General features: G+C 57.8%; 37 protein-coding genes. All 37 read left to right on the forward strand.

Features of this window, described 5'->3' with window-relative positions:
- The coding region (locus FHR98_RS09645; RefSeq protein WP_246377690.1) for an EF-Tu C-terminal domain-related protein at positions 1-579 on the forward strand (579 nt) is incomplete at its 5' end.
- A gap of 74 nt (positions 580-653) precedes the next feature.
- Complete coding sequence (gene rpsJ, locus FHR98_RS09650; RefSeq protein ID WP_183416490.1) at positions 654-968, forward strand: 30S ribosomal protein S10; 315 nt, start codon at positions 654-656, stop codon at positions 966-968.
- Between the two features lie 4 nt (positions 969-972).
- Positions 973-1,731, forward strand: coding sequence for a 50S ribosomal protein L3 (gene rplC / locus FHR98_RS09655; protein ID WP_183416491.1), 759 nt, complete (start codon positions 973-975; stop codon positions 1,729-1,731).
- Positions 1,732-1,733: 2 nt separating this feature from the next.
- On the forward strand, positions 1,734-2,354 hold the full coding sequence (gene rplD / locus FHR98_RS09660) for a 50S ribosomal protein L4 (protein WP_183416492.1): 621 nt from the start codon (positions 1,734-1,736) through the stop codon (positions 2,352-2,354).
- Positions 2,351-2,683, forward strand: coding sequence for a 50S ribosomal protein L23 (locus tag FHR98_RS09665; protein ID WP_183416493.1), 333 nt, complete (start codon positions 2,351-2,353; stop codon positions 2,681-2,683). The genes rplD and FHR98_RS09665 overlap by 4 nt, the downstream gene beginning before the upstream one ends.
- Positions 2,684-2,687: 4 nt before the next feature.
- A complete protein-coding gene (gene rplB, locus FHR98_RS09670) occupies positions 2,688-3,518 on the forward strand; it encodes a 50S ribosomal protein L2 (RefSeq protein WP_183416494.1) in 831 nt (276 codons plus the stop codon).
- 12 nt (positions 3,519-3,530) lie between these two features.
- The gene (gene rpsS / locus FHR98_RS09675) at positions 3,531-3,809 is read left to right on the forward strand and encodes a 30S ribosomal protein S19 (protein WP_183416495.1); all 279 of its coding nucleotides are present in this window, start codon (positions 3,531-3,533) and stop codon (positions 3,807-3,809) included.
- Between the two features lie 5 nt (positions 3,810-3,814).
- Positions 3,815-4,195, forward strand: a complete 381-nt coding sequence (rplV, locus tag FHR98_RS09680) for a 50S ribosomal protein L22 (protein WP_183416496.1) — start codon at positions 3,815-3,817, stop codon at positions 4,193-4,195.
- Positions 4,195-4,884 carry a 30S ribosomal protein S3 gene (gene rpsC / locus FHR98_RS09685; protein WP_183416497.1) on the forward strand — a complete coding sequence of 230 codons (690 nt, stop codon included), beginning with the start codon at positions 4,195-4,197 and terminating at the stop codon, positions 4,882-4,884. The genes rplV and rpsC overlap by 1 nt, the downstream gene beginning before the upstream one ends.
- Positions 4,885-4,928: 44 nt before the next feature.
- Positions 4,929-5,348 (forward strand): 50S ribosomal protein L16, encoded by a 420-nt coding sequence (rplP, locus tag FHR98_RS09690; RefSeq protein WP_183416498.1) that lies wholly within the window; start codon positions 4,929-4,931, stop codon positions 5,346-5,348.
- Between the two features lie 2 nt (positions 5,349-5,350).
- Positions 5,351-5,554 (forward strand): 50S ribosomal protein L29, encoded by a 204-nt coding sequence (rpmC, locus tag FHR98_RS09695; RefSeq protein ID WP_183416499.1) that lies wholly within the window; start codon positions 5,351-5,353, stop codon positions 5,552-5,554.
- Positions 5,555-5,560: 6 nt separating this feature from the next.
- Entirely contained in the window at positions 5,561-5,821 is a 261-nt protein-coding gene (gene rpsQ / locus FHR98_RS09700) for a 30S ribosomal protein S17 (protein ID WP_183416500.1), read from the forward strand.
- Between the two features lie 56 nt (positions 5,822-5,877).
- Positions 5,878-6,246 (forward strand): 50S ribosomal protein L14, encoded by a 369-nt coding sequence (gene rplN, locus FHR98_RS09705; protein ID WP_183416501.1) that lies wholly within the window; start codon positions 5,878-5,880, stop codon positions 6,244-6,246.
- The gene (gene rplX, locus FHR98_RS09710; RefSeq protein ID WP_322091240.1) at positions 6,246-6,563 is read left to right on the forward strand and encodes a 50S ribosomal protein L24; all 318 of its coding nucleotides are present in this window, start codon (positions 6,246-6,248) and stop codon (positions 6,561-6,563) included. The genes rplN and rplX overlap by 1 nt, the downstream gene beginning before the upstream one ends.
- A gap of 19 nt (positions 6,564-6,582) precedes the next feature.
- Positions 6,583-7,128, forward strand: coding sequence for a 50S ribosomal protein L5 (gene rplE / locus FHR98_RS09715; protein ID WP_183416503.1), 546 nt, complete (start codon positions 6,583-6,585; stop codon positions 7,126-7,128).
- A 22-nt stretch (positions 7,129-7,150) separates the two neighbouring features.
- The gene (gene rpsN / locus FHR98_RS09720; RefSeq protein ID WP_183416504.1) at positions 7,151-7,456 is read left to right on the forward strand and encodes a 30S ribosomal protein S14; all 306 of its coding nucleotides are present in this window, start codon (positions 7,151-7,153) and stop codon (positions 7,454-7,456) included.
- 15 nt (positions 7,457-7,471) lie between these two features.
- A complete protein-coding gene (gene rpsH, locus FHR98_RS09725; RefSeq protein WP_183416505.1) occupies positions 7,472-7,870 on the forward strand; it encodes a 30S ribosomal protein S8 in 399 nt (132 codons plus the stop codon).
- A gap of 41 nt (positions 7,871-7,911) precedes the next feature.
- Entirely contained in the window at positions 7,912-8,445 is a 534-nt protein-coding gene (gene rplF / locus FHR98_RS09730; protein ID WP_183416506.1) for a 50S ribosomal protein L6, read from the forward strand.
- On the forward strand, positions 8,442-8,804 hold the full coding sequence (gene rplR / locus FHR98_RS09735) for a 50S ribosomal protein L18 (protein WP_183416507.1): 363 nt from the start codon (positions 8,442-8,444) through the stop codon (positions 8,802-8,804). The genes rplF and rplR overlap by 4 nt, the downstream gene beginning before the upstream one ends.
- Positions 8,805-8,816: 12 nt before the next feature.
- Positions 8,817-9,365, forward strand: a complete 549-nt coding sequence (rpsE, locus tag FHR98_RS09740; RefSeq protein ID WP_183416508.1) for a 30S ribosomal protein S5 — start codon at positions 8,817-8,819, stop codon at positions 9,363-9,365.
- A 17-nt stretch (positions 9,366-9,382) separates the two neighbouring features.
- A complete protein-coding gene (gene rpmD, locus FHR98_RS09745; RefSeq protein WP_183416509.1) occupies positions 9,383-9,580 on the forward strand; it encodes a 50S ribosomal protein L30 in 198 nt (65 codons plus the stop codon).
- A gap of 84 nt (positions 9,581-9,664) precedes the next feature.
- Positions 9,665-10,165 (forward strand): 50S ribosomal protein L15, encoded by a 501-nt coding sequence (rplO, locus tag FHR98_RS09750; RefSeq protein WP_183416510.1) that lies wholly within the window; start codon positions 9,665-9,667, stop codon positions 10,163-10,165.
- Positions 10,166-10,198: 33 nt separating this feature from the next.
- On the forward strand, positions 10,199-11,542 hold the full coding sequence (secY, locus tag FHR98_RS09755; RefSeq protein ID WP_183416511.1) for a preprotein translocase subunit SecY: 1,344 nt from the start codon (positions 10,199-10,201) through the stop codon (positions 11,540-11,542).
- Positions 11,539-12,183 carry an adenylate kinase gene (locus FHR98_RS09760; protein WP_183416512.1) on the forward strand — a complete coding sequence of 215 codons (645 nt, stop codon included), beginning with the start codon at positions 11,539-11,541 and terminating at the stop codon, positions 12,181-12,183. Before secY ends, FHR98_RS09760 begins: the two co-directional genes overlap by 4 nt.
- Positions 12,184-12,353: 170 nt before the next feature.
- Positions 12,354-12,722, forward strand: a complete 369-nt coding sequence (rpsM, locus tag FHR98_RS09765) for a 30S ribosomal protein S13 (protein WP_183416513.1) — start codon at positions 12,354-12,356, stop codon at positions 12,720-12,722.
- Between the two features lie 41 nt (positions 12,723-12,763).
- The gene (rpsK, locus tag FHR98_RS09770) at positions 12,764-13,153 is read left to right on the forward strand and encodes a 30S ribosomal protein S11 (RefSeq protein ID WP_183416514.1); all 390 of its coding nucleotides are present in this window, start codon (positions 12,764-12,766) and stop codon (positions 13,151-13,153) included.
- A 137-nt stretch (positions 13,154-13,290) separates the two neighbouring features.
- A complete protein-coding gene (locus FHR98_RS09775) occupies positions 13,291-14,340 on the forward strand; it encodes a DNA-directed RNA polymerase subunit alpha (protein ID WP_183416515.1) in 1,050 nt (349 codons plus the stop codon).
- Between the two features lie 136 nt (positions 14,341-14,476).
- Positions 14,477-14,902: a 50S ribosomal protein L17 gene (gene rplQ, locus FHR98_RS09780; RefSeq protein ID WP_183416516.1), complete on the forward strand. Its 426-nt coding sequence runs from the start codon at positions 14,477-14,479 to the stop codon at positions 14,900-14,902.
- Between the two features lie 145 nt (positions 14,903-15,047).
- Positions 15,048-16,469 (forward strand): DegQ family serine endoprotease, encoded by a 1,422-nt coding sequence (locus tag FHR98_RS09785; protein ID WP_183416517.1) that lies wholly within the window; start codon positions 15,048-15,050, stop codon positions 16,467-16,469.
- 11 nt (positions 16,470-16,480) lie between these two features.
- Complete coding sequence (locus tag FHR98_RS09790; RefSeq protein WP_183416518.1) at positions 16,481-17,785, forward strand: replication-associated recombination protein A; 1,305 nt, start codon at positions 16,481-16,483, stop codon at positions 17,783-17,785.
- A gap of 166 nt (positions 17,786-17,951) precedes the next feature.
- On the forward strand, positions 17,952-18,620 hold the full coding sequence (locus tag FHR98_RS09795) for a cysteine hydrolase family protein (protein ID WP_183416519.1): 669 nt from the start codon (positions 17,952-17,954) through the stop codon (positions 18,618-18,620).
- 61 nt (positions 18,621-18,681) lie between these two features.
- Positions 18,682-19,062, forward strand: coding sequence for a fluoride efflux transporter CrcB (gene crcB / locus FHR98_RS09800; protein WP_183416520.1), 381 nt, complete (start codon positions 18,682-18,684; stop codon positions 19,060-19,062).
- Positions 19,059-20,060, forward strand: coding sequence for an RluA family pseudouridine synthase (locus FHR98_RS09805; protein ID WP_183416521.1), 1,002 nt, complete (start codon positions 19,059-19,061; stop codon positions 20,058-20,060). The genes crcB and FHR98_RS09805 overlap by 4 nt, the downstream gene beginning before the upstream one ends.
- 12 nt (positions 20,061-20,072) lie before the next feature.
- Positions 20,073-20,783 (forward strand): HAD-IA family hydrolase, encoded by a 711-nt coding sequence (locus FHR98_RS09810; protein WP_322091241.1) that lies wholly within the window; start codon positions 20,073-20,075, stop codon positions 20,781-20,783.
- Complete coding sequence (locus tag FHR98_RS09815) at positions 20,774-22,879, forward strand: AsmA family protein (RefSeq protein ID WP_183416522.1); 2,106 nt, start codon at positions 20,774-20,776, stop codon at positions 22,877-22,879. The genes FHR98_RS09810 and FHR98_RS09815 overlap by 10 nt, the downstream gene beginning before the upstream one ends.
- A 3-nt stretch (positions 22,880-22,882) precedes the next feature.
- Positions 22,883-23,593: an ATP12 family chaperone protein gene (locus tag FHR98_RS09820; RefSeq protein ID WP_183416523.1), complete on the forward strand. Its 711-nt coding sequence runs from the start codon at positions 22,883-22,885 to the stop codon at positions 23,591-23,593.
- A gap of 401 nt (positions 23,594-23,994) precedes the next feature.
- Positions 23,995-25,527: an acyl-CoA carboxylase subunit beta gene (locus FHR98_RS09825; protein ID WP_183416524.1), complete on the forward strand. Its 1,533-nt coding sequence runs from the start codon at positions 23,995-23,997 to the stop codon at positions 25,525-25,527.
- Positions 25,528-25,543 lie beyond the last annotated feature (16 nt).

Raw genomic sequence — 25,543 nt, forward strand, 5'->3', positions numbered from 1 at the left:
CCTGAGCGTCCGAAGGACAAGCCGTTCCTGATGCCGATTGAGGATGTGTTCTCGATTTCTGGTCGTGGCACGGTTGTGACGGGCCGAATTGAGCGTGGTGTGGTGAAGGTTGGCGAGGAAGTTGAGATCGTCGGCCTGCGCGACACGCAGAAGACGGTTGTGACGGGCGTTGAGATGTTCCGCAAGCTTCTGGATCAGGGCGAGGCGGGCGACAACATCGGTGCGCTGCTGCGCGGTGTTGGCCGCGAGGACGTTGAGCGCGGTCAGGTTCTGGCGAAGCCGGGCTCGATCACGCCGCACACGAACTTCAAGGCCGAGGCTTACATTCTGACGAAGGAAGAGGGCGGCCGTCATACGCCGTTCTTCACGAACTATCGTCCGCAGTTTTACTTCCGGACGACGGACGTGACGGGAGTTGTCTCCCTGCCGTCTGGCACGGAGATGGTGATGCCGGGCGACAACGTGGCGATGGAAGTCGAGTTGATCGCGCCGATCGCCATGGACGAAGGCCTGCGTTTCGCTATCCGTGAAGGCGGCCGCACCGTCGGTGCCGGCGTCGTCTCCGCGGTCGTTAAGTAAAGATTTGGAATAACCCTCTGACCCCTACCGCTTCGGCGGTAGGGCGTCGGGAACGAAGGACGGGCGATACCGCCATGGAAAGCCAAAATATCCGCATACGCCTGAAGGCGTTCGATCACCGGGTCCTCGATCAGTCGACCCATGAGATCGTCAATACCGCAAAGCGGACCGGCGCGCAGGTGCGTGGCCCGATCCCTCTACCCACGAGGATCGAGCGTTTCACCGTGCTGCGCGGGCCGCACATCGATAAGAAGAGCCGTGAGCAGTTCGAGATGCGCACGCATAAGCGTCTTCTCGACATTGTCGATCCGACGCCGCAGACAGTGGACGCGCTGATGAAGCTCGACCTGGCTGCCGGTGTGGATGTTGAGATCAAGTTGAAGGGATAAGGCCATGCGAACCGGCCTGATTGTACAGAAACTGGGCATGACCCAAGTTTTCACCGGTGAGGGGAATCAGGTTCCCGTGACGGTGCTCAAGGTGGACGACTGCCAGGTAGTCGCCGTCCGCAACGAGGAAAAGGACGGCTACGTCGCCGTGCAGCTCGGTGCGGGTAAGGCGAAGGTCAAGAATACGACCAAGGGTCTGCGCGGTCACTTCGCCAAGGCAAAGGTCGAGCCCAAGCGCAATGTCGCGGAGTTCCGCGTGGCGCCTGATGCGGTGCTTGAGGTTGGCGCGGAGCTTTCCGCTGCGCACTTCGTGCCGGGTCAATATGTGGATGTTACCGGGACGTCGATTGGTAAAGGCTTCGCCGGTGTCATGAAGCGTCATAACTTCGGTGGCTTGCGCGCCAGTCACGGCGTGTCGGTTTCCCACCGTAGTCATGGTTCAACGGGTAACAACCAGGACCCCGGCCGCGTCTTTAAGGGTAAGAAGATGGCCGGGCACATGGGCGCTCACCGTGTTACGACGCTCAATCTTGAAGTGGTTGAGGTCGATGAGGACCGTGGCTTGATTCTGGTTCGTGGTGCCGTTCCGGGCTCCGAGGGTGGTTGGGTTCTCATTCGCGATGCGGTGAAGCGTGCGGCGCCGGAAGGTCTGCCGTTCCCCGCGGGTCTGAAGAGTTCGGCGAGCGCCGCGGCAGCGACCGAGGCGGAGCCGGCTGAGGCACCTGCCGCCGAAGCTCCGGCTGAGGAAGAGAAGGACGCATAACGATGAAGGCCCCGGTTACAACTCTGGACAATAAGAAGGCCGGTGACATTGATCTCGCTGACGAGATCTTCGCACTGCCGACGCGCAAGGATCTCTTGGCGCGCATGGTTAATTGGCAGCTCGCCAAGCGCCGTGCCGGCACCCACAAGGTGAAGGAGCGGGGCGAGGTTTCTGGTTCGACCCGGAAGATTTTCCGGCAGAAGGGAACCGGTCGGGCTCGTCACGGCAGCATCCGGGCGAACATCTTCCGTGGCGGTGGCCAGGCGCATGGTCCGCGTGTACGCGATCACGCCTTCGACCTGCCGAAGAAGGTTCGCAAGCTGGCGTTGAAGACGGCGCTGTCGGCGAAGGCCGCCGAAGGCAAGCTGATCATTCTCGACGCTGCTGTCGCCAAGGAACACAAGACGAAGGACCTCCGTGGGCGTTTTGAGACGCTTGGCTGGGCCTCTGTTCTGGTGATCGGCGGAACGCAGTTGGATGAAAACTTCGCGCGCGCCGCACGCAACTTGCCGGGCGTCGACGTGCTGCCGCAGCAGGGCGCCAACGTGTATGACATTCTACGCCGCGATACCTTGGTCCTGACCAAAGATGCGGTTGAAGCGCTGGAGGCTCGACTGAAATGAGCAAGGGACGTGCTGTCCGTAAGGACGAGATCAAGGTGAGCGAGGCGCGCAAGTACGACTTGGTGGTTAGCCCGGTCGTGACTGAAAAGACGACCTTCGCTTCCGAGCATAATCAGGTGGTGTTCCAGGTTCCCCTGGATGCCTCCAAGCCGGAGATCAAGGCGGCTGTCGAAGCGTTGTTCAAGGTCAAGGTCGAGGCGGTCAATACGCTTCGGGCCAAGGGTAAGATCAAGCGCTTCCGTGGCATCATTGGTCGGCGTCCGGACACCAAGAAAGCCTATGTGACCCTGGCAGAGGGTCACTCCATCGACGTGACCACGGGGGTCTAAAGTCATGGCATTGAAGACATTCAATCCGGTAACGCCCAGTCTTCGGAATCTGGTGCAGGTCGATCGTTCGGATCTGTACAAGGGCAAGCCTGTCAAGGCGCTGACCGAAGGTTTGACGAAGTCCGGTGGACGAAACAACACTGGTCGCATTACGGCTCGCCGTATCGGTGGCGGTTCAAAGCGCCGGTATCGTTTGGTCGACTTCAAGCGTCGCAAGTTCGATGTGGTCGGGACGATCGAGCGGTTGGAATACGATCCGAATCGTACTGCGTTCATCGCATTGGTGACCTATGAGGATGGCGAGCAAACCTACATTCTGGCGCCGCAACGTTTGAAGGCGGGCGACAAGGTCGTCGCCGGCGAGCGTGTCGACGTAAAGCCGGGCAACGCCATGCCGCTTAAGTCGATCCCGGTCGGCACCATCGTGCACAACGTTGAGCTGAAGTCCGGCAAGGGCGGGCAGATCGCTCGTTCGGCAGGAACATATGTGCAGCTCGTCGGTCGCGACGGTGGTTATGCGTTGTTGCGTTTGAGCTCCGGCGAGGTCCGTATGGTTCGCGGTGAGTGCATGGCCACGATTGGTGCCGTGTCTAACCCGGATCAGGGCAACGTGAAACTCGGAAAAGCCGGTCGCAAGCGCTGGTTGGGCAAGCGCCCATCCGTGCGCGGCGTGGCCATGAACCCGGTTGATCATCCACATGGTGGTGGTGAGGGTCGCACTTCGGGCGGTCGTCATCCGGTAACCCCGTGGGGTCGGCCGACCAAGGGCGCAAAAACGCGTCACAACAAGAAGACGGATGGCCTGATTGTGCGCCGCCGTCATGCGAAGAAATAAGGGAGCTTGACCGTGGCTCGCTCGGTTTGGAAAGGCCCTTTCGTCGATGGCTATCTGCTCAAGAAAGCGGATGCCTCTCGTCAGTCTGGGCGCAATGAGATCATTAAGACCTGGTCACGTCGTTCGACGATCATGCCGCATTTCGTCGGTTTGACCTTCGGCGTCTACAACGGCCAGAAGTTCCTGCCGGTTTTGGTGACCGAACAGATGGTTGGGCACAAGTTTGGCGAGTTCGCGCCGACGCGTACCTACTACGGTCACACCGCGGACAAGAAGGCGAAGAGGGGTTAAGGACGATGGGCAAGAGTAGCGCACCGCGCCGGGTAGCAGAGAACGAGGCGATGTCCGTCGCCACGAATCTGCGCACCAGCCCGCGCAAGTTAAACCTGGTCGCCGCTTCCATTCGTGGAATGAGCGCCGAGGCAGCCTTGAACCAGCTTACTTTCTCCAAGCGCCGGATCGCGGTGGATGTGAGAAAGGTGTTGCAGTCGGCGATTGCCAACGCTGAGAACAATCACCAGCTGGACGTGGATAGGCTCGTGATAGCTGAGGCCTCGGTCGGCAAGTCTTTTGTAATGAAGCGCTTCCGGGCGCGGGCGCGGGGGCGCATGGGCAAGATTTTGAAGCCCTGGAGCCGCCTGACGATCATCGTTCGTGAGCGCGAGGAGACGGCGTAATGGGTCATAAGGTCAATCCGATCGGTCTTCGTGTCGGTATCAACCGCACGTGGGATTCTCGTTGGTTCGCAGACGGCCGCTATGGCGACCTGTTGCACGAGGATTTGCAGCTGCGCAAATATTTGGAAGAGCGTTTGCCGCAGGCCGGTTTGTCGAAGGTTGTCATTGAACGACCCGCCAAGCGCGCGCGGATCACGATTCATAGTGCGCGTCCCGGTGTGATCATCGGCAAGAAGGGCGCGGACATTGAGAAGCTGCGCCAAGATCTGCAGAAGATCACTGGCAGCGACGTGGCGCTGAACATCATGGAGATCCGCAAGCCGGAGCTCGATGCGAAGTTGGTCGCGGAGAATATTTCCTCCCAGTTGGAACGCCGTGTGGCTTTCCGCCGCGCGATGAAGCGTGCCGTTCAGTCGGCAATGCGCCTGGGCGCCGAGGGCATCCGTATCAACTGCGCCGGTCGCTTGGGCGGTGCGGAAATCGCACGGACCGAATGGTACCGCGAGGGCCGGGTGCCGTTGCACACACTGCGTGCCGATATTGATTATGGTGAAGCCACTGCGAAGACGACCTATGGCACCTGCGGCGTCAAGGTTTGGATCTTCAAGGGCGAGATTTTGGCCCACGATCCGATGGCTCACGAAAAACGCCAGACGGAAGGTCAGCAGGGCGTTCAACCGCGTGGTTGATTACGCACCGTTTGGAAGGGCCGCGAGGCTAGAGGAATAGAAAGATGCTGCAGCCAAAGCGTACGAAGTTTAGGAAGCAACATAAGGGCCGTATTCACGGCACCGCCAAGGGCGGTACCACCGTGCAATTTGGCGCTTATGGCATGAAGGCGATGGAGCCGGGCCGTGTATCGGCTCGTCAGATCGAAGCGGCGCGCCGTGCGATCACTCGCCACATGCGGCGTATTGGTAAACTCTGGATCCGGGTATTCCCGGATGTGCCGATCACCTCGAAGCCTGCCGAAGTCCGTCAGGGTAAGGGTAAGGGTTCGGTCGAGTGGTGGGCAGTCCGCGTGAAGCCTGGCCGGGTGCTTTTTGAGCTGGATGGCGTGACGCGCCCGATGGCTGAAGAGGCCTTCCGCCTGGCCGCCGCCAAGCTGCCGGTGCAGACAAAATTCGTCACCCGCTTGGGTGAAGGAGGCTGAAGATGAAGGCCGAAGAAATCAGGGCCAAGAGCCAGGACGAGCTTAAGGAACAGCTCGTCCAGTTGAAGAAAGAACAGTTCAACCTGCGGTTCCAGCAGGCGAGCGGACAGCTCGAGAACACCGCCCGTGTGCGTCAGGTGCGTCGCGATATTGCGCGTATCAAGACGACCTTGGGTGGGAAGCAAACGGCGGAAGCCGGGGAGTAAGGGTCGATGCCGCGTCGTGTTTTGCAAGGTGTCGTGGTGAGTGATAAGACCGACAAGACGGTGACCGTTCTTGTCGAGCGTCGCATCATGCATCCGCTGTACAAGAAGTTTATCAAGCGTTCCAAGCGCTATCATGCCCATGACGAGGTCAACCAGTACAAGGTTGGCGACGTTGTGCAGATCGAGGAATGCCGTCCGATTTCCAAGACGAAGTCCTGGAAGGTTATCAACGCTACCGGCGCCACTCAGGATGTAGCCGGCGCGTGATCGGCGGCACTCGGAAATTGGCTGAGATAGTAAGTTAGTAGAAAGGGTCCGGACCGATGATCCAGATGCAGTCAAACCTGGATGTTGCCGATAACTCCGGCGCGCGCCGTGTCCAGTGCATCAAGGTGTTGGGCGGTTCTAAGCGCAAGACCGCGGGTATTGGTGACATCATTGTTGTTTCCGTTAAGGAAGCGATTCCCCGTGGCCGTGTGCAAAAGGGAACGGTGCACCGCGCTGTGATCGTGCGCACAGCTTATGACATTCGGCGTCCGGATGGCTCTGTCATTCGTTTCGATCGCAATGCCGCGGTTCTTATTAATAAGCAGGGCGAGCCGATTGGCACGCGTATCTTCGGGCCGGTGACTCGCGAGTTGCGCGCCAAGAATTTCATGAAGATCGTCTCGCTGGCCCCAGAGGTGCTGTGATGGCCGTAAAGATGAAAGTTAAGAAGGGCGACCGGGTCATTGTACTGACCGGTCGCGATAAGGGTAAGGAAGGCGAGATTTTGCGGGTGATGCCTGCCGAGTCACGCGTTCTTGTCGCCGGCGTGAACATGGTGAAGCGTCACCAGCGTGCGACACCCACGAGCCAGGGCGGGATCGAGGAGAAAGAAGCTCCGATCCACGTCTCGAACGTGGCCCATATCGACCCGCGCGAGAAGAAGCCGACCCGTGTGGGCTTCAAAGTGGTCGAAGGCCGCAAAATCCGTGTCGCCCGCCTGTCGGGCGAGGCCATTGATTGAGCAAGGGCGGAGAGAGACCATGAAAGCGCGCTTGCGTGAGCATTACGAAACCTCCCTTCGGCAGAAGCTGATGGATGAACTTGGATACAAGAACGTTCATGCCGTGCCGAAGCTGGAGAAGATTGTTCTGAACATGGGTGTGGGTAAGGCCACTCAGGATTCCAAGAAGGTCAAGGCGGCCGCCGAGGAACTGACGACCATCGCGGGCCAGAAGGCCGTCGTGACCCACGCCCGGAAATCCATCGCCGGCTTCAAGCTGCGCGAGGGAATGCCAATTGGTGCGAAGGTAACCTTGCGTGGCGAGAGAATGTACGAGTTTCTCGACCGTCTGGTGACGATAGCGCTGCCGCGTACCCGTGACTTCCGCGGGTTGAACCCGAAGAGCTTCGACGGGAGCGGCAACTACGCCATGGGTGTCAAAGAACAGCTCATCTTCCCGGAAATCGACTACGACCGCGTGGACGAAATTCGAGGGATGGACATCATTATTTGCACCTCGGCGAAGACGGATGATGAAGCCCGTGCACTCCTGCGCGGTTTCGAAATGCCGTTCTCAAAAAGCTGAGAACGGGAGAGGGTAGAAAAAAATGGCAAAAAAGAGCGCTATTGAGAAAAACAAACGGCGTATACGCATGGCCAAGCAGCAGTCGAACAAACGCCAGGCCCTGCGTTCCATTGCCCGTAACCGTGAACTCGCACCTGAGGAACGGTTCGAGGCCTACCTGAAGCTTGCTCAATTGCCACGCGACGGATCCCGTATGCGTGTGCGCAATCGCTGCCAGCTTACAGGTCGGCCACGTGGCTATTATCGCAAGTTGAAGATGTCGCGGATTGCCCTGCGTGACCTGGCCTCGATCGGTCAGATCCCGGGCATGACCAAAGCGAGCTGGTAGGAAAGGAATCGCGCAATGTCGATGAGCGATCCTCTCGGGGATTTGTTGACCCGTATCCGCAACGCGCAGAGCGCGGGTCATACCACTGTAGTGGCGCCGAAATCGAATCTACGCCTGAACGTGCTGGCGGTGCTGAAGCGCGAAGGTTACATCCGTGACTATCAGGTCAAGGATGGTGAACCCGGCCATAGCACCATCAACATCGAGCTGAAGTACCATGACGGACGTCCGGTGATTCAAGAGATCGCCCGCGTTTCCCGTCCGGGTCGGCGGGTTTACTCCAAGATCAAGGAGCTGCCGCGCTACTTCAACGGTCTCGGTGTTACGATCCTGTCAACGCCGCGTGGCGTTCTTTCGGATCATGAAGCACGGGCACAGAATGTTGGCGGAGAGATCCTCTGCCGCGTCTACTAAGACGCGGGCGTGGATCCGAAGAAAGGCAAAGGGAATAGACTATGTCCCGCATAGGCAAAAATCCGGTCGAGATCCCGAGCGGCGTTGAGGTTACCCTCAATGGCGCTTTGGTAACGGCCAAAGGGAAGCTCGGGCAACTCAGCTTCAAGGCAACCGACGAGGTCGAGATGTCTGTCAACGACGGCAAGGTTTGGATAAAGCCTTGCAACGAGTCGAAGCAGGCGCGGGCTCTTTGGGGTACGACGCGCGCGCGAATCCAGAACCTCGTGCAGGGTGTCTCCGAGGGTTTCACGAAAAACCTGGAGATTACCGGCGTTGGTTATCGTGCGCAGGTTCAGGGCAAGGCACTTAACCTGCAGCTCGGTTTCAGCCATGACGTACTCCACCCGATCCCTGACGGGATTACGGTGACCTGCGAAAAGCCGACATCGATCAGCATTACCGGTGCGGATAAGCAGGTTGTTGGCCAGGTTGCCGCGGAAATTCGCGCATACCGTCCGCCTGAGCCCTACAAGGGTAAAGGTGTGCGCTATTCGGATGAGTACATCTTGCGCAAGGAAGGCAAAAAGAAATGAAGTCGCCAAACGAACTGCGCAAACGCCGCAAGTTGCGTGTGCGTTCCGCGCTTCTCAAGCACAGCAACGGTCGTCCGCGCTTGTCGGTCCATCGTTCTGGCCGTCATATTTATGCCCAGGTCATTGACGATGCTAAGGGCGTAACAGTCGCCTCGGCATCGACCGTCGATAAGGAACTGCGGTCCAGCGGTAAGGGCGGCGCAGATTCTGCCGCTGCTGCTGCCGTCGGTAAGCTGGTTGCCAAGCGCGCCACCGCCGCCGGTGTAAAGCAGGTCGTATTCGACCGTGGTGGCTTCATTTTTCACGGCCGCATCAAGGCGCTGGCGGATGCCGCGCGTGAAGGCGGACTGGACTTTTAAGGGAATCAGGTAATGGCACGAGCTCCACGCGAAGAACGCGGCCGCGAAGACAGCGATCTCATTGAGAAGCTGGTCGGAATCAATCGCGTCGCCAAGGTGGTCAAGGGTGGTCGTCGGTTCGGCTTTGCCGCACTGATGGTTGTCGGCGACGGCAGGGGACGGGTAGGTTTCGGGCATGGTAAGGCCCGCGAGGTCCCCGAGGCGATCCGCAAGGCGACCGAGGCCGCCAAACGCAGCATGGTACGCGTTCCTCTGCGCGAGGGGCGCACTCTGCATCACGATGTACACGGTCACTACGGTGCCGGGCTGGTCGTGATGCGGGCGGCCGAGCCAGGTACGGGTATCATCGCCGGCGGTCCGATGCGCGCCATTTTCGAGGCATTGGGTGTGCAAGACGTCGTTGCCAAGTCCGTTGGCAGCGCCAATCCGCACAACATGATTCGGGCAACCTTTGATGGTCTGAACAACTGTGCAAGCCCGCGTATGGTGGCCCAGCGCCGCGGTAAGAAGGTAAGCGACATTCTCGAAGGCCGACGTGACGCCGACGAGAGCGCGGCCTGAACAGAAGGACGTTGAAGATGGCTAAGCAAAGTAAAGCGACTGTGATCGTCACGCAGACCGGCAGTTCGATCGGCCGTCCAAAGGACCAGCATCAGACCTTGGTCGGGTTGGGCCTTGGCAAGATGCATCGCACGCGCGAATTGGAAGATACCGCTGCTGTGCGCGGGATGATCAATAAGGTCGCCCATCTCGTGCGCGTTGAGGGTGAAGCCTGAGTTTAAACGCTTTTAACTCGCCGTTTGGGCCGGGGCGCTTTGGGGCGCTGCCAATGATCCGACGGAGGGAATGGGAAGAATAAGATGAAACTGAACCAGCTTTCCGATAACGCAGGTGCCCGCAAGGAGCCCAAGCGCGTCGGTCGTGGCATCGGCTCGGGTCTTGGTAAGACCTCCGGGCGTGGTCACAAGGGCGCCAAGGCGCGCTCCGGCGCCGTGAACAAGGGTTTTGAAGGTGGCCAGATGCCAATCTACCGCCGGATGCCCAAGCGCGGTTTCAAGAACCTGTTCGGCAAGGATTTCGTCGAGGTCAACATCGGTCGTCTGCAAGAGGCGGTCGATGCGGGTAAGATCGACGCGAAAAAGCCAATCAATGCGGAAGTCCTGCAAGCTGCCGGTTTCTTCAAGCAGGTCCGTGACGGTGTTCGCTTGCTGGGTAAGGGGGAACTGAAGGCGAAGATCGACATCACGGTTTCGGGTGCGACAAAGGGCGCCCTAGCTGCGGTCGAAAAGGTCGGTGGTAAGGTGACGCTTTTGGCGGCGCCGGTTGTTGCCGAAGAGAAGAAGAAGAAAAAAGACGCCTGAGCAAAGCGCGTCAGCGCGGAAGGTGATGGGTAAATGGCCTCTGCTGCCGAACAATTAGCCGCGAATGTGAACTGGGGCGCCTTTTCGAAGGCGACTGAGCTGAAGAAGCGTATCTGGTTCACGCTTGCGGCTTTGGTCGTTTATCGTTTGGGGACATACATTCCCATGCCTTTCATCGATCCCGCTGCGCTGGGTGCTATTTTCCAGCAGCAGGGCGGTGGTATTCTTGGCATGTTCAACATGTTCTCGGGCGGTGCGCTTGAGCGTATGACGATCTTCGCTCTGAACATCATGCCTTACATTTCGGCCTCTATCATCATGCAGTTGATGACGGCCGTATCGCCGAAGCTGGAAGCGCTGAAGAAGGAAGGCGAGGCCGGCCGTAAGAAGATCAATCAATATACCCGTTATGGCACCGTGCTTCTGGCCGCCGTTCAGGCATATGGTATTTCCATTGGTCTTGAGAACATGCAGGGTCCCTCGGGTTCTGCGGTCATCGACCCAGGCATGCTTTTCCGTCTGACAACGGTGGTTTCGTTGACCGGTGGCACCATGTTCTTGATGTGGTTGGGCGAACAGATCACACAGCGCGGTATCGGCAACGGTATTTCGTTGATCATCATGGCCGGAATTGTGGCGAACCTGCCGTCTGCTTTGGCGGGAACGCTTGAGTTGGGTCGCACCGGCGCCTTGTCGACGCTGTTCATCATTTTCTTGCTGATCATGTCCGTCGGCGTGGTTGCTTTTATCGTGTTCATGGAGCGCGCGCAGCGTCGGGTGGTCGTGCAGTATCCCAAGCGTCAGGTCGGTAACCGCATGTTTGGCGGCGAATCCTCCCACCTGCCGCTGAAGCTGAACCCCTCGGGCGTCATTCCGCCGATTTTTGCTTCGTCCTTGCTGTTGATGCCTTTGACGGTCGCTGGCTTCTCCGGTGGCGCAGGGCCTGAGTGGCTATCGACGATCACGGCCCACCTCGGCCGGGGCGGTTCGCTTTACATGCTGCTTTACGGCGGACTGATCCTGTTCTTCACCTTCTTCTATACCTCTATCGTGTTCAATCCGGAGGACACGGCCGAGAATCTGAAGAAGCATGGTGGCTTCGTTCCCGGAATTCGTCCGGGCAAGAATACAGCCGAGTATCTGAATTACATTCTGACTCGCTTGACCTGTGTGGGCGCTCTCTACCTGACAGTGGTCTGTTTGCTGCCCGAAATGTTGATCTCGAGCTATGCGGTGCCGTTCTACTTCGGTGGTACGAGCCTTCTGATTGTGGTGTCCGTCACGCTGGATACAGTGGGCCAGATTCATTCGCATCTGCTGGCGCATCAATACGAAGGGCTGATCAAAAAGAGCAAGCTGCGGGGAAGGCGTCGATGAATATCATTCTCCTGGGCCCACCAGGGGCGGGAAAAGGTACACAGGCGAAACGATTGGAAGACGCTTACGGGCTGGTTCAGCTCTCTACGGGGGACATGCTGCGCGCCGAGGTTGCGTCCGGAAGCGTGCTCGGGCGGCAGGCCAAGGAGATTATGGACGCCGGCCAGTTCATGCCGGACGATTTGATGGTGGGTATGATCGAATCGAGGATCGGCCAGCCGGATTGCGACAAGGGTTTCATTCTGGATGGTTTTCCTCGGACTGAAGCTCAGGCGCGCGCACTTGATGTGATGCTGGCGCGCAAGGGTTTGACGCTTAACCACGTAGTGGAGCTAACGGTCGACGAAGCCGCTTTGATTGAGCGAATCACCGGTCGGTTCTCCTGCTCGAGATGCGGCGCTGGGTACCATGATCGGTTTCAGCTCCCCCGGGTTGACGGAGTTTGTGATTTCTGTGGCGGCACCGAGTTTAAGCGGCGCGCCGACGACAATGAGGAAACCGTGCGGGCACGGTTGGAGATTTATCATGCGCAGACAGCGCCGATCCTCCCGTACTACCGGGAGCGGGGCGTTTTGGATGCCGTGGATGGAATGGCGGACATCGACGAGGTGACACGACAGATCAAAGCTGTCCTGCACTGAGACGAAGACGTTTCGCGGTGGTTGACAGGGCGCGGCGGAATCCTATAATCCGCGCACCCGGAGCCGCCCGTGTTCGGAACGAGCGGCTATTGCCGTTTTTGGGTGGCGATACGGGAGCAAGGGGCTTTCGTGTCCCCAGGTGGATTAACGCAAGGTAAGAGGAGTTCGACGTGGCACGTATTGCTGGCGTCAACATTCCGACGAACAAGCGGGTGCATATCGCTCTGACGTCGATCCATGGCATCGGTCGCACGAAGGCCGTGGATATTTGTGGTCAGGTGGGCATTCCCGAGGAACGTCGGGTAAACGAATTGACGGACGACGAGATCGTTCGTATCCGCGAGACCATCGACCGGGACTACCTGGTGGAAGGCGATCTGCGCCGCGAAGTAGCGATGAACATCAAGCGTCTGATGGACCTCGGCTCTTATCGCGGACTGCGTCACCGCAAGGGCTTGCCCGTGCGGGGTCAGCGCACCCACACCAATGCCAGGACTCGTAAGGGCCCGGCTAAGGCAATTGCCGGTAAGAAGAAGTAACCCTGACGGATTGCGTCGGACGAAAGGTTAAGGAATAAACCATGGCCAAGGCCCCGCAGAAGATGCGCCGTCGCGAGCGCAAGAACATCAGTTCTGGTATTGCGCACGTGAATGCGAGCTTTAACAACACGATCATCACCATCACCGATGTTCAGGGCAACGCGATTGCCTGGTCGTCGGCGGGCGGGCAGGGCTTTAAAGGCTCTCGGAAATCCACGCCCTATGCGGCTCAGGTGGCGGCGGAAGACGCTGGCCGGAAAGCCCAAGAGCATGGGATGAAGATCCTTGAAGTCAATGTAAAGGGCCCGGGATCCGGCCGCGAATCCGCACTGCGTGCGTTGCAGGCCGTTGGCTTCCAGATTACGGCGATCAAGGACGTAACGCCAATTCCGCACAACGGATGTCGTCCGCCGAAGAAGCGTCGGGTTTAATTCGTTTATCGCCATCGGCCTAACTGCCGTTGGCGCTGGGGCGGCTTAGAGCGGCCCTGATAGTCACAGAGTGTTATGAAGGTAGGCGACGCCATTTTGGGCCGTCGCCTCCCGTATTAGAGAGGCAGTAGGTTCCCATGTCCCAGTCGGCTATCAAAGAACAGACACAGGCCTTGCAGAAAAATTGGACCGATTTGATCAAGCCGCAGAAGCTTGATGTTCAGTCGGGTCATGATGCGACGCGCTTTGCCAAAGTTGTTGCCGAGCCGCTGGAACGCGGTTTTGGCCAGACGCTCGGCAATGCGTTGCGGCGCGTTCTGCTGTCGTCCCTGCAAGGTGCAGCGGTCACGTCTATTCAAATCGACGGTGTCCTGCATGAATTTTCTTCGATCCAGGGTGTCCGCGAGGACGTGACAGACATCGTCTTGAACGTAAAGCAGATTGCTTTGCGTATGCACGGTGAAGGCCCCAAGCGTATGCGGTTGCGCGCCGATGGCCCGGGTGAGGTTTCTGCAAGTCAGATAGAGGCGGGCCATGACATTGAGGTCATGAATCCTGACCTGGTGATCTGCACGCTCGATGATGGCGCGCGGCTCGACATGGAATTGACGGTCGATACCGGCAAGGGATATGTCGCAAGCTCGATGAACCGCCCCGAGGATGCGCCGATCGGACTGATCCCGGTCGATGCGGTTTTCTCGCCGGTACGCCGGATTGCCTACAAGGTTGAGAATACGCGCGTTGGTCAGGTAACCGACTACGATATGTTGACCATGGAAGTTGAGACCAATGGCGCGGTTTCGCCGGAGGATGCCGTGGCATTGGCCGCGCGTATTCTGCAGGACCAATTGCAGCTTTTCATCAACTTCGAGGAGCCCCAGGCACGGGTTGCCGAGGACAAGGAAAGCGAACCCCCGTTCAACAAGAACCTGCTTCGCAAGGTTGATGAACTGGAGCTGTCCGTCCGTTCGGCAAACTGCTTGAAGAACGACAACATCGTCTACATCGGCGATCTGGTTCAGAAGACGGAAGCCGAGATGCTTCGCACGCCGAACTTCGGCCGCAAGTCGCTGAATGAGATCAAGGAAGTTCTGGGGCAGATGAGCCTGCATTTGGGAATGGAAATCCCGAATTGGCCGCCCGAGAACATCGAGGAACTCGCCAAGAAATTGGAAGAGCCCTACTAAGTAAATTGATATCGGGTCACGGTGACCCAAGCCCTTCGTACCGCAAAGGAAGCCTGGAGTTTCGGGCGTGGCGGGCGAGGTGGTTGCGAAATCGGCTTCGCGCTGCGATGCCAGGATTAAGAGGAGCTAGAGGATCATGCGTCACGGATTTTCCGGTCGTCGTTTCAATCGTACCACGTCGCATCGCAAGGCGATGTTTGCCAATCTCGCCAACGCCCTGATCAAGCACGAGCAGATCAAGACGACCCTGCCCAAGGCAAAGGATCTGCGACGGGTAATCGATCCCCTGATCACGCTGGCAAAGCGCGGCGACCTGCATGCGCGCCGTCAGGCTTTTGCGCAGTTGCGCGATGACGCCATGGTCACCAAGCTTTTCGATATCCTCGGCGAGCGCTACAAGGACCGTAAGGGTGGATACTCTCGCGTTCTGAAGGCTGGGTTCCGCTATGGTGATGCGGCGCCGATGGCCGTCATCGAGCTCGTGGATCGCGATCCGGAAGCCAAGGGCCTGGACTCCGGCCCGGTACAGCTTGCGGACGACGGCGATGAGGCAGAGGCCTGAGTTCGGTATCGAGGTCGGTCAGAATTGATCTGAGAAAGGCGGTCCTACCTGGACCGCCTTTTTCCTTTTCTGGCGCCTTTGGATTGCCTAACTGTTGAGCTGTACTTTGAAAGTGTAGAAGCACTGACCAAGGGACCCGACGTTAATGATCAAACTTTCACCGATAGCCCTTCTTGGCTCGTTGTTCATGATGCTGCAGGTTGTGAGTTGGGGCCCGGCTAGCGTGCTGGCGCAACAAGTGCCGTCCAGTCAGGAAGAGATCCAGCTTTCCTTTGCGCCGGTGGTTAAAAAGGCCGCGCCTGCTGTCGTAAACATCTTCACGTCCCGGGTTACGCGCAGTCGGCCGTCGTCGCCGTTGTTCGACGATCCCTTCTTTAAGCGTTTCTTTGGCGACACTTTCAAAGTTCCCGAGAAAGAGCGAAAGCAGAATGCTCTTGGTTCCGGTGTGATCGTTGATCCATCCGGTCTCATCATTACGAATCATCACGTAATTGCCGGTGCGGACGAGATCAAGGTCGTCTTGGCGGACCGCCGCGAGTTCGCCGCAGAACTGATAGTCGATGATGAGCAAACCGATTTGGCGCTCTTGAAGGTGCAATCCGGCGACGAACTGTTGCCGTTCCTGGAGTTACGGGATTCGGATGATATCGAGGTCGGTGACTTGGTGTTGGCGATCGGCAATCCCTTTGGAGTAGGGCAAACGGTAACCAGCGGAATTGTTTCGGCCCTTGCGCGGACGCGGGTTGGGATTAGCGATTTCAATTTCTTCATTCAGACCGATGCAGCCATCAATCCCGGAAACTCCGGCGGCGCTCTGGTGACCATGGATGGTCGCCTGATCGGCATCAATAGCGCGATCTATTCGCGCAGCGGAGGTTCCATAGGTATTGGTTTTGCGGTGCCGTCAAACATGGTCCGCACCATCATTGCCAGCGCCGGGATGGGGGGACGGGTGGTGCGCCCCTGGCTAGGCTTTGTCGGGCAAGACCTGTCGCTCGATTTGGCGGAAGGATTCGGTCTACGACGGCCCGGCGGCGTTGTGGTCAACGAGGTGTTCAAGGGTGGGAATGCCGAGATAGCAGGCTTGAAGAGCGGCGATGTCATTCTGGATGCCGGTGGTCAACCGGTTCTTGATCTTGAGAGTCTGCGGTTCCGGATCGCCACGGGGAAGATGGGCTCGATGATGCCATTGCGCGTGTGGCGGCGGCAAAAGGAACTGCTGCTAGAAATGAAACTGGACCCGGCACCGGATAAGCCGGAGCCGGATCAACGTGTCATGGATGGCAGCAACCCGTTGGCAGGTGCCAAGGTCGCCAATCTATCGCCCCGCCTTGCCGAGGAGATCGAGCTACAGGGGGCCTGGAGCGGCGTGGTTGTGTTGGGAACCTATCGCGGCAGTCCGGCCGCACGCAGTGGGCTGAAGCCCAGGGATATTGTCGTTCAGGTGAACAAACGCCGAGTAGAATCCACTGAACAGTTACAGAGTTTGCTCGCGGAGGGAGGACCTCGTTGGCAAGTGCAGATTGAACGAGGCGGCAGGTTGCTTTCCCTCGATGTAACTTTCTAGGACTTAGATTGATGGCCGGGCTCTTCGATTCCAACGCGCCAAGGCCGCTCGCCGACCGCTTGCGCCCGGCACGATTGGTCGATGTGGTTGGGCAGTCGCATTTGTTGGGAGACGAAGCACCGATTGGTCGAATGGTGGCGCGTGGCCGCTTGACCTCCTTGCTGCTTTGGGGGCCGCCGGGTTGCGGTAAAACGACGATTGCGCGTTTGCTGGCGGAAGGATGCAGTTTGGAGTTTGAGCCGTTGTCCGCGGTTTTTTCCGGTGTTGCAGACCTGAAGAAGGTCTTCGAACGAGCCCGGCAACGTCGTACCGGCGGGCAGGGCACACTCCTTTTCGTCGACGAAATACACCGTTTCAATCGTGCACAACAGGATGGCTTTCTCCCTTATGTGGAAGACGGAACAGTCATTCTTGTCGGCGCCACGACCGAAAACCCGTCATTTGAGCTTAACGCCGCTTTGTTGTCGCGCTGCCAGGTTTTCGTGCTCCGCCGATTGGACGATGAGGCTCTGGAGGCTCTGCTCACGCGCGCTGAGGGAGAGTTGGGACACGCCCTGCCGCTTGATGGTGAGGCTCGCAGCAGTCTTAGGGCCATGGCCGACGGCGATGGTCGGTATCTGCTTAATCTTGTCGAGGCGATCGAAGCTGCGGGCAGCACTGAGGCGATGAACACCCAAGCACTGACAAATCTGGTTCAAAAGCGCGCGCCGGTTTACGACAAGAACCGGGAAGAACACTATAATCTTATTTCCGCCCTTCATAAGTCGCTGCGCGGTTCGGATGCGGATGCCGCCCTTTACTGGTTTGCACGCATGCTGGCAGGAGGTGAGGATCCAAGGTTCATTGCCAGACGGCTCACACGTTTTGCTGTCGAGGATGTAGCTCTCGCCGATCCGCAAGCCGTCCAGCAGGCTCTTGCCGGGTGGCAAACCTACGAACGGCTTGGGTCGCCTGAGGGCGAGTTGGCACTGGCTCAGGTCGTGCTTTACCTGGCAACAGCACCAAAATCCAATGCGAGCTACAGCGCTTTCAAGGCAGCAAGCCGGGCGGCTCGGGACACAGGGTCGCTAGCGCCGCCACTGCATATTCTCAATGCACCTACGGGGTTGATGAAGGATCTGGGTTATGGGGAGGGGTATGCCTACGACCATAATCAGAAGGATGGCTTTTCCGGGCAGAACTATTTTCCCGATGGAATGGAGCGGCAGGAATTTTATCAGCCTGTCGAACGGGGATTTGAGCGGGAAATCCACAAGCGCCTAGCCTATTTTCAGCGTCTGCGCGCGGAAAAATCAAAGCGGGATAGCAAGGATTAGTGCGGTTTTGTCGTCATTCCTTGGGTGCTTATGCACTGAGGCGAATGCAGTTATGACTCTTTCGCCCTTGTTCCCCGTTCATCCCGGAGTATGGTCCGCATTAGGACAGATTGTAGAAATCTGCTGGCCTTGATTGGCCAGGACTTCTTGGAGGCAATAAGTACAGATGGCAGACTATACGGTCCCAGAGCGCCAACATGTGGTTCTGGTTACCAGTGATTTGCAGCGTGACTTTCTAGAGCCCAATTCGCCCCTGACGCGCTGTTCGGCTGGACGATGCATAGGTCAATGCGCAACGGTGGTATCGGCTTTTAGAAGGGCTGGATTGCCCATCTATCACAGCGTCCGCTTTTTTCTGCCGGACGGATCCAATGTTGAGCGTTCTCGCCGCCAAGCGGTCGAAGAGGGCATGCGCGTCCTCATGCCGGGAACTTCCGGTGCTGAGCTAGTGGACGGAATTGCACCCGATGGTCATAAGCGTTTGAACGCGCTGAAGCTTCTGGAGGGAGACGCTCAGGAGCTTGGACCAAATGAATGGGCCTTTTGTAAACCGCGTTGGGGCGCGTTCTATAGCACCCGGTTGGACGAATACGTTCGTAAGGGAAGCGCCACCACAGTGGTTGTGATCGGCAGCGATTTTGAATGTGGCGTTCGGCCCACGGTTTATGAAGCCTGCGCCCGGGACTACAGGGTCATCGTGGTGCCGGATGCGGCCGGTTGTCAGGTCGATGATATCGCGTTGAATCAACTAGGCCGCTTAGGTGTCTATCTGATCGGCGCGGATGCCCTGTCCCTGTGGCTGGCGAACCCGCGCTCAGAGCAGGGAGTGGCTTGATCCCGGCGAAAAAGCAAGCCACCCTGACGACCTGGATTCTCGGCACTCTTGGAGTGAGCTCATGAAAATTGTGCTGGCTGTGGCCGCAGGCGGGGCCCTGGGGGCGGTGGCCCGCTATTACTCCGCTGGTTTCGTAGGCCGATTGATCGGCCTGGACTTCCCGTCCGGAACCTTGGTGGTCAATATCCTGGGCTCCTTCCTCATGGGACTCCTTGTTGAGTTGTCAGCGCTTGCCTGGTCTCCCTCGCCAGAGCTTCGGGCCATGATCGCCGTGGGCTTCCTCGGCGCCTTCACAACTTTTTCGACCTTCTCCCTCGACGCCGTATTGCTGTTGCAGCGAGGCCAAGTTCTGTCTGCCGGTGCCTACGTGCTGTTATCGGTTTTCTTGTCCATAGGCGGGTTTGTGCTGGGCCTCTATCTGGTTCGGAGCCTCCTCGCATGACAGGCGTCGAGAACAGAAAAGTCGCAGACGGAGAAGGTGATCAGCGTCTCGATCGCTGGTTCAAGCAACACTATCCAAACCTTCCTTTTGGGAAACTGGCTAAGTTGCTGCGTACCGGGCAGATTCGCGTCGATGGAAAGCGCGCAAAGAACTCAACGCGCCTGGAAGCCGGTCAGATCGTTCGTATTCCGCCACTCGAAGCAGGTGATCTCGGCAAGGGAGACGCACCGACGGTCCGCGATACGCCGCGTGTCATCAGCAAGGCCGATCAACGCATCATATTGGACCTGCAAGCTGCGGTGCTGTTCAAGGACGATTGGGTCCTCGCCATCAACAAACCTGCCGGACTGGCCGTCCAAGGAGGCACCAAGCAAAACCGGCACGTGGATGCTTTGCTGGATCATTTGCGTTTTGATGCGAGCGAACGGCCGCGTCTCGTTCATCGACTGGATAAGGATACCAGCGGTGTTCTACTGCTGGCGCGAAGTGCGGCGGCGGCGCGTAGCCTAGCAGCGGTTTTCCGGGGCAAGGATGCGGAGAAAACCTACTGGGCGATCGTGGTTGGTTTGCCGCGCCCCAATGAAGGGCGCATCGAGGCGGCACTCACGAAAGGGGCGGTGCCAAACGCTGCCGGACAAGGTAATGAAAGGGTGTGGATCGATCCCGAAGAGGGACAGCGCGCGGTGACGCTCTATCGAACTCTCGATCACGCGGGGAAGAAAGCGGCTTTGTTGGAACTGCAGCCTATTACTGGGCGTACACACCAGCTCAGGGCCCATTGTGCCGGGCTTGGGACGCCTATTCTGGGCGATGGCAAGTATGGCGGTGCGGACGCCTATATCGAGGGGATGACGTTGCCGCGTCGCATGCATCTTCACGCGCGCGACATCAGTTTGCCACATCCTTCTGGTACCGGTTCTCTGTTGCGGATACACGCTCCGCTATCCGCTCATATGGTTGAGAGTTTGGGGCTACTTGGGCTTGATGGAACTTCATAGAAGACGGAATGTGTGAAATTGACACTGGTTGAACGGTTACATGGCTTCCGCCTGATCATTTTTGACATGGACGGTACGCTGGTCGATAGCCAGCATCACATCGTATCCGCCATGGGTGAAGCCTTTGGCGGTGTCGGCTTGCCGCCGCCGGATGGCGAGGCTGTTCGCCAGATCGTCGGATTGACGCTCGAAGACGCATTCTTGCGTCTGGCCCCCGCGGATACGCCCTTGTCGGTTCACCAGGAACTGCAGGTTCTCTTTAAGCGGGCCGCCATCGCGCAGCGTGACGTCCCTGGATATCAAGAACCGCTTTACGAGGGCGCTCGGGAGATCATTCATCAGTTGGATCTACCGGATGTTTGTCTGGGGATCGCCACCGGCCGACCGCGTCGTGGTGTCGACTTCAGCCTGGCGCTCCATAAACTTGAAAACCGCTTCGTAACGATCCAGACGGTGGACAGCAATCCGGGAAAGCCGCATCCCGGTATGGTTCAGCAGGCCATGGCCGAAACCGGAGCAGATCCCGAGGAAACGGTTGTGATCGGCGATACCTCATACGATATGATGATGGCAAGAGCGGCCGGTGCGGCCGCAATTGGCGTCACCTGGGGCTACCACGCCGAGGAAGCATTGCTTTCGGCCGGCGCGCAAGCGTTGGCTCGGGAAATGGCGGCGCTGCCGGCGATACTGGCTGGATTTAGGAGGATTGGTTCATGCGCTTGAAGCATTTTTTTATCGGGTTTCTGGTACTGATTGTTGCTGTACTGGTTGCCGGATACGCCGTCATTAGCAGCCTCGATATCAATCAGTATCGCGACGAGATAATCGCGCAAGCCGAAAAGGCCACGGGTCGCAAGGTGCGGATCGACGGCCAAATGAATCTCAAGGTTTCCTTGACGCCGGCAATTGTTTTGAATGACGTCGGGCTCGCCAATGCGGCTTGGGGCGACGCGCAGGAAATGATGTCAGTTCGCAGGTTCGAGCTTGAGGTCGCATTGCTGCCGCTGCTTTCCAGCCAGATACAAGTCAAGCGTCTGGTAATTGTCGAGCCGACTATTCTTCTTCAGACAAACGAACAAGGGGACGGGAACTGGGCTTTTGATCTGGGCGAAGAGAAGAGTGTTGGTTCTGATAGCGGTTCCGGCGGTGACGGTGATATTCAAGCCAGTGTTGATGAACTCCTGATCGAGCAGGGTCGGCTCATTTTCAAGGATGGCCAGAGCGGTGAAACGCTCTCCTTGACGCTCGACCTAGTGCGAGCGACGGCGGCGGGCGTTGATACGCCGGTCGGGATCGAGGCGGCGGGCAGTTATCAGGAAGTGCCCTTTGCCGTTAACGGCACCTTGGGTTCCTTAGCGCAACTCACCAACCCGGATGCTCTTAAGAGCTTGGCGTTGAAGGGGAGTGTCGGGAGCGCAGAGTACTCGGTCGAAGGCAAGGTCGGGCAGACTCCGGCTGGACCTCAGGCGGACATCTCGATGACCTTCGTAGCCAATTCATTGGATGATTTCGCGAAGTTGTCCGGCGCCGAACTGCCGCCGATCCTCGATATCAATATTTCCTCCAAGATCGTGGCTGAAGGGCAGAGCCTACGTCTCAATGATTTGCAGGCGAAGATTGGCAACAGCGACTTGACCGGGAACCTGGCTCTTACAAGTGGAAAGACGCCCAAGATCACGGGTGTTCTCCAATCCGAAAGCATAGATTTACGCGACTTCACAGGGCCTGCAAGCGAGCGTGAAGGTGCCGCTGAGGCCGTGGATAGCTCCCCCTATGTTTTCAAGGAAGAGCCGTTTGACCTGCAAGCACTTCGCACGGCGACTATGGATGTAAAGTTAGCTGTCGGCTCTTTTGTTCTGGATGAGAAGGTGGCGCTGGAGCAAACGCAACTCGCTCTGGGTTTGCAGGACGGCAAACTGACCGTGACACCGCTCAAAACCCTATTTGGTGGGGGGCAAATCACTGTTGAGACCCTCCTGAATGCAGCTCAGAAAAACCCAAGCTTCAATTTAGGCTTCGGTGCGGCCAACATCGACTACGGTCGAATTCTGCGCGAGCAGGGTATCTATGAAAAGATGCAGGGTACCATTAGCTCCAATCTGGATCTGACAGGTGCGGGAACCTCTCCTCGAGCGATCGCATCTTCCTTGAATGGCAAAATTCTGATTGAGGGTGGTGAAGGTGTGCTTGACGACAAGCTGCTCAAGGTCCTGACTGCCGGTTTGGGTGATCTCCAGAACCTCTTCAACAAAGACGAAAGCAACAAGCTCTATTGCATTCTGGTCGACTTCGACGTTGAAAATGGTCTGGCCACCAGCAATGCCATTGTCATTGCCAGTGAGGTGCTGACGGTTTCAGGGGCGGGGACCATTGATCTCAGAACCGAGAAGCTTGACCTGCTTTTCGATACCCAGACCAGTCAGGCCAGCCTTGCCAGCCTTGCGATACCTTTCCGGGTCGGCGGCACGCTAAAGAATCCCAAAGCGTCGCCGGACGTGGCCGGAGCAGCGGCGGCGCTCGCCAAAGCCGCGGGTGTAGCCATCAATCCGGTTGCCGGTATCGGGGCTATCGTCGGCCAGCAAACCAGCACCAGTGGTGGTGCGACCGGCGCCGATGTTTGCAAAGTGGCGGTCGAAGAGGCCGGTACCGTCCAACCATCGCCAACGGGCGGTATACAGGAAACCATCACCAATGCGCCTAAGTTGCTGCAAGATACGTTAACGGGCGGCGCGTCGGGCGGCACGACTGACGGGAGTAGCGGTGGCAGTAATCCGGTTCAGGGTGCGACAGAGGGGCTGAAAAAGCTCTTTGGGAATTGATGCATGCTGCCTGGTTACAAGTCTGCCGACCGTTTCTATGAGAGCGCGATAGCCGAGCCGTCGCCGGATGGCAGTCGCGTCCTGCTCGATGGCCGACCTTTGAAGACGCCATTGCGTGCGGAACTGCGACTGCCGACTTTCGCCATGGCGCAGGCTATTGCGGAGGAGTGGAACAGGCAGACCGAGAAGATCAATGTCTCGGACATGCCATCGATGGCATTGGCTTGCACGGCACTGGACCGAATAGCACCAAATCGCGAGGAGATGGAGGCAACGCTGCTGTCGTACGGAGGGAATGACCTTCTGTGTTACTGGGCGGAGGGGCCAGCATCTCTTCTTGAGCGGCAACGAAAGGAATGGCAGCCCATTCTTGATTGGGCAGCCGGCGACCTGGGTGTTGAACTGACGGTCTCTGTCGGCGTTATCCATCAACCACAACCAAAAGAAGCCCTGCAAAAGATTTCGGAAATACTTTCAGCATTGGATGATTTTCGGTTGGCGGCCTTGTCCAGCATCGCCGCTGCGACAAATTCGCTGCTTGTTGGATTGGCTATGCTCAAAGGGCGTCTGGGGCCAGACGAGGCATTCTCCACGGCGGAACTTGACAGTTTGTATCAACAAGAGTTTTGGGGTGCTGATGCTGAGGCGGAGAGGAACAGAAAGGCATTATTAAAGGAATTACAAGATATTAAGAATTTTATTGAATGTATTTGATTAATTAAAAATTAAATCAAAATTGTCGGACTTCACGAAAACGTGAACGAAAAGCTTGCAAGGATTCATATGTGATGCGTAAACTTTTGACCGTAGCGAGGTCGTGGTTTCACGCCTGGCCGGGATTTCCTGTTTGTCGCTTTGGGAGAGGAGATGAGCAGGAACTCCATTCGGACCCGACTGGTCGTCCCCTTCGGTAGCTGGGTCCGTCCTTCGAGAGCCCATTGAGAGGGTGTTCTCTAATATCCGACCGATAGCGCAAGTAAGTGGCGCTATCGGTCGTTTTTTCTTCCCCTTCCGTTCATTTTGCGACGCAGCGCTGATGCTTGGCGTGACGGCGGGACCGTGCTATCAGCAAGCACGACCTTGATGACACAATTCCTTCATGGGGGACCGCATGCATGCAGGACATAATCCGTCAGCTTGAGGAAAAGCGTGCCGCAGCCCGTAGCGGTGGGGGCGAGCGTCGCGTCGAGGCGCAGCATTCCAAGGGGAAATTGACAGCCCGCGAGCGGATTGAAGTTCTGATGGACCACGGGTCCTTCGAAGAGTGGGATATGTTCGTCGAACACCGCAGTCATGACTTCGGGATGGAGACGCAGCGTGTGCCGGGTGACGGCGTGGTGACGGGCTTTGGTACGATCAATGGTCGGCCCGTTTTTGTATTCAGCCAGGATTTCACTGTTTTCGGCGGCTCTCTTTCGGGCGCTCACGCAGAAAAGATCTGCAAGGTTATGGACCAGGCAATGCGGGTTGGCGTGCCAGTAATAGGTTTGAACGATTCCGGCGGTGCGCGCATTCAAGAAGGCGTCGATTCACTTGCAGGCTATGCCGAAGTGTTCCAGCGAAATGTGTTGGCGTCGGGTGTCGTGCCGCAGGTCTCGATGATCATGGGGCCTTGTGCCGGTGGTGCGGTTTACTCACCTTCCATGACCGATTTTATCTTCATGGTCAAAGATAGCTCCTACATGTTCGTCACCGGGCCGGACGTGGTGAAAACCGTGACTCACGAGACCGTAACGCACGAAGAGTTGGGTGGGGCAATCACGCATACCACGAAGTCTGGTGTGGCGGACCTGGCTTTCGAGAACGACGTCGAGGCGCTGATGGAACTGCGCCGTTTCATGGGGTTTTTGCCCGGTTCTAACCGGGAAGAAGCGCCGCTGCGGCCGACCGAGGATCCGGTGGATCGCGCCGAACATTCGTTGGATAGCCTTGTGCCAACCAATCCGAACAAACCTTATGATATCAAGGAGCTAATCGAGAAGGTCGTGGACGAGGGCGAGTTCTTTGAACTTCAGCCAAGTTATGCCGGCAACATCGTCATCGGGTTCGCACGTTTCAACGGTCAATCCGTGGGCATTGTCGCGAACCAGCCGATGGTGCTGGCGGGTTGTCTGGATATCTCCTCCTCGATCAAGGCGGCTCGCTTCGTCAGGTTTTGCGATTGTTTCAACATTCCGATCGTGACTTTTGTCGATGTTCCCGGATTCTTGCCGGGCACGGCGCAAGAGTATGGAGGCATCATCAAGCACGGCGCCAAGTTGCTTTTTGCCTATGCGGAAGCAACAGTTCCGAAGGTTACGGTTATTACGCGTAAAGCCTATGGCGGCGCTTACGATGTTATGGCGTCGAAGCATTTGCGTGGCGACGTCAATTATGCCTGGCCCACCGCCGAAATCGCTGTCATGGGTCCGAAGGGCGCCGTGGAGATAATTTTCCGGCAGGATGCGGGAGATCCCGAAAAGATCGAGGCCCGGACGGAAGAGTACCGCAAGAAGTTTGCCAATCCTTTCGTCGCTGCATCGCGAGGCTTCATTGACGATGTGATCATGCCGCGCAATACGCGGCGGCGCATCTGCAGGGCGCTTTCGATGTTGCGGGACAAGCAACTCGAGAACCCACCGAAGAAGCACGACAATCTCCCGTTGTAGTCCGCTGTCAGCTTGC

It is taken from the genome of Limibacillus halophilus, from assembly GCF_014191775.1.
Classification (GTDB): Bacteria; Pseudomonadota; Alphaproteobacteria; order Kiloniellales; family CECT-8803; genus Limibacillus; species Limibacillus halophilus.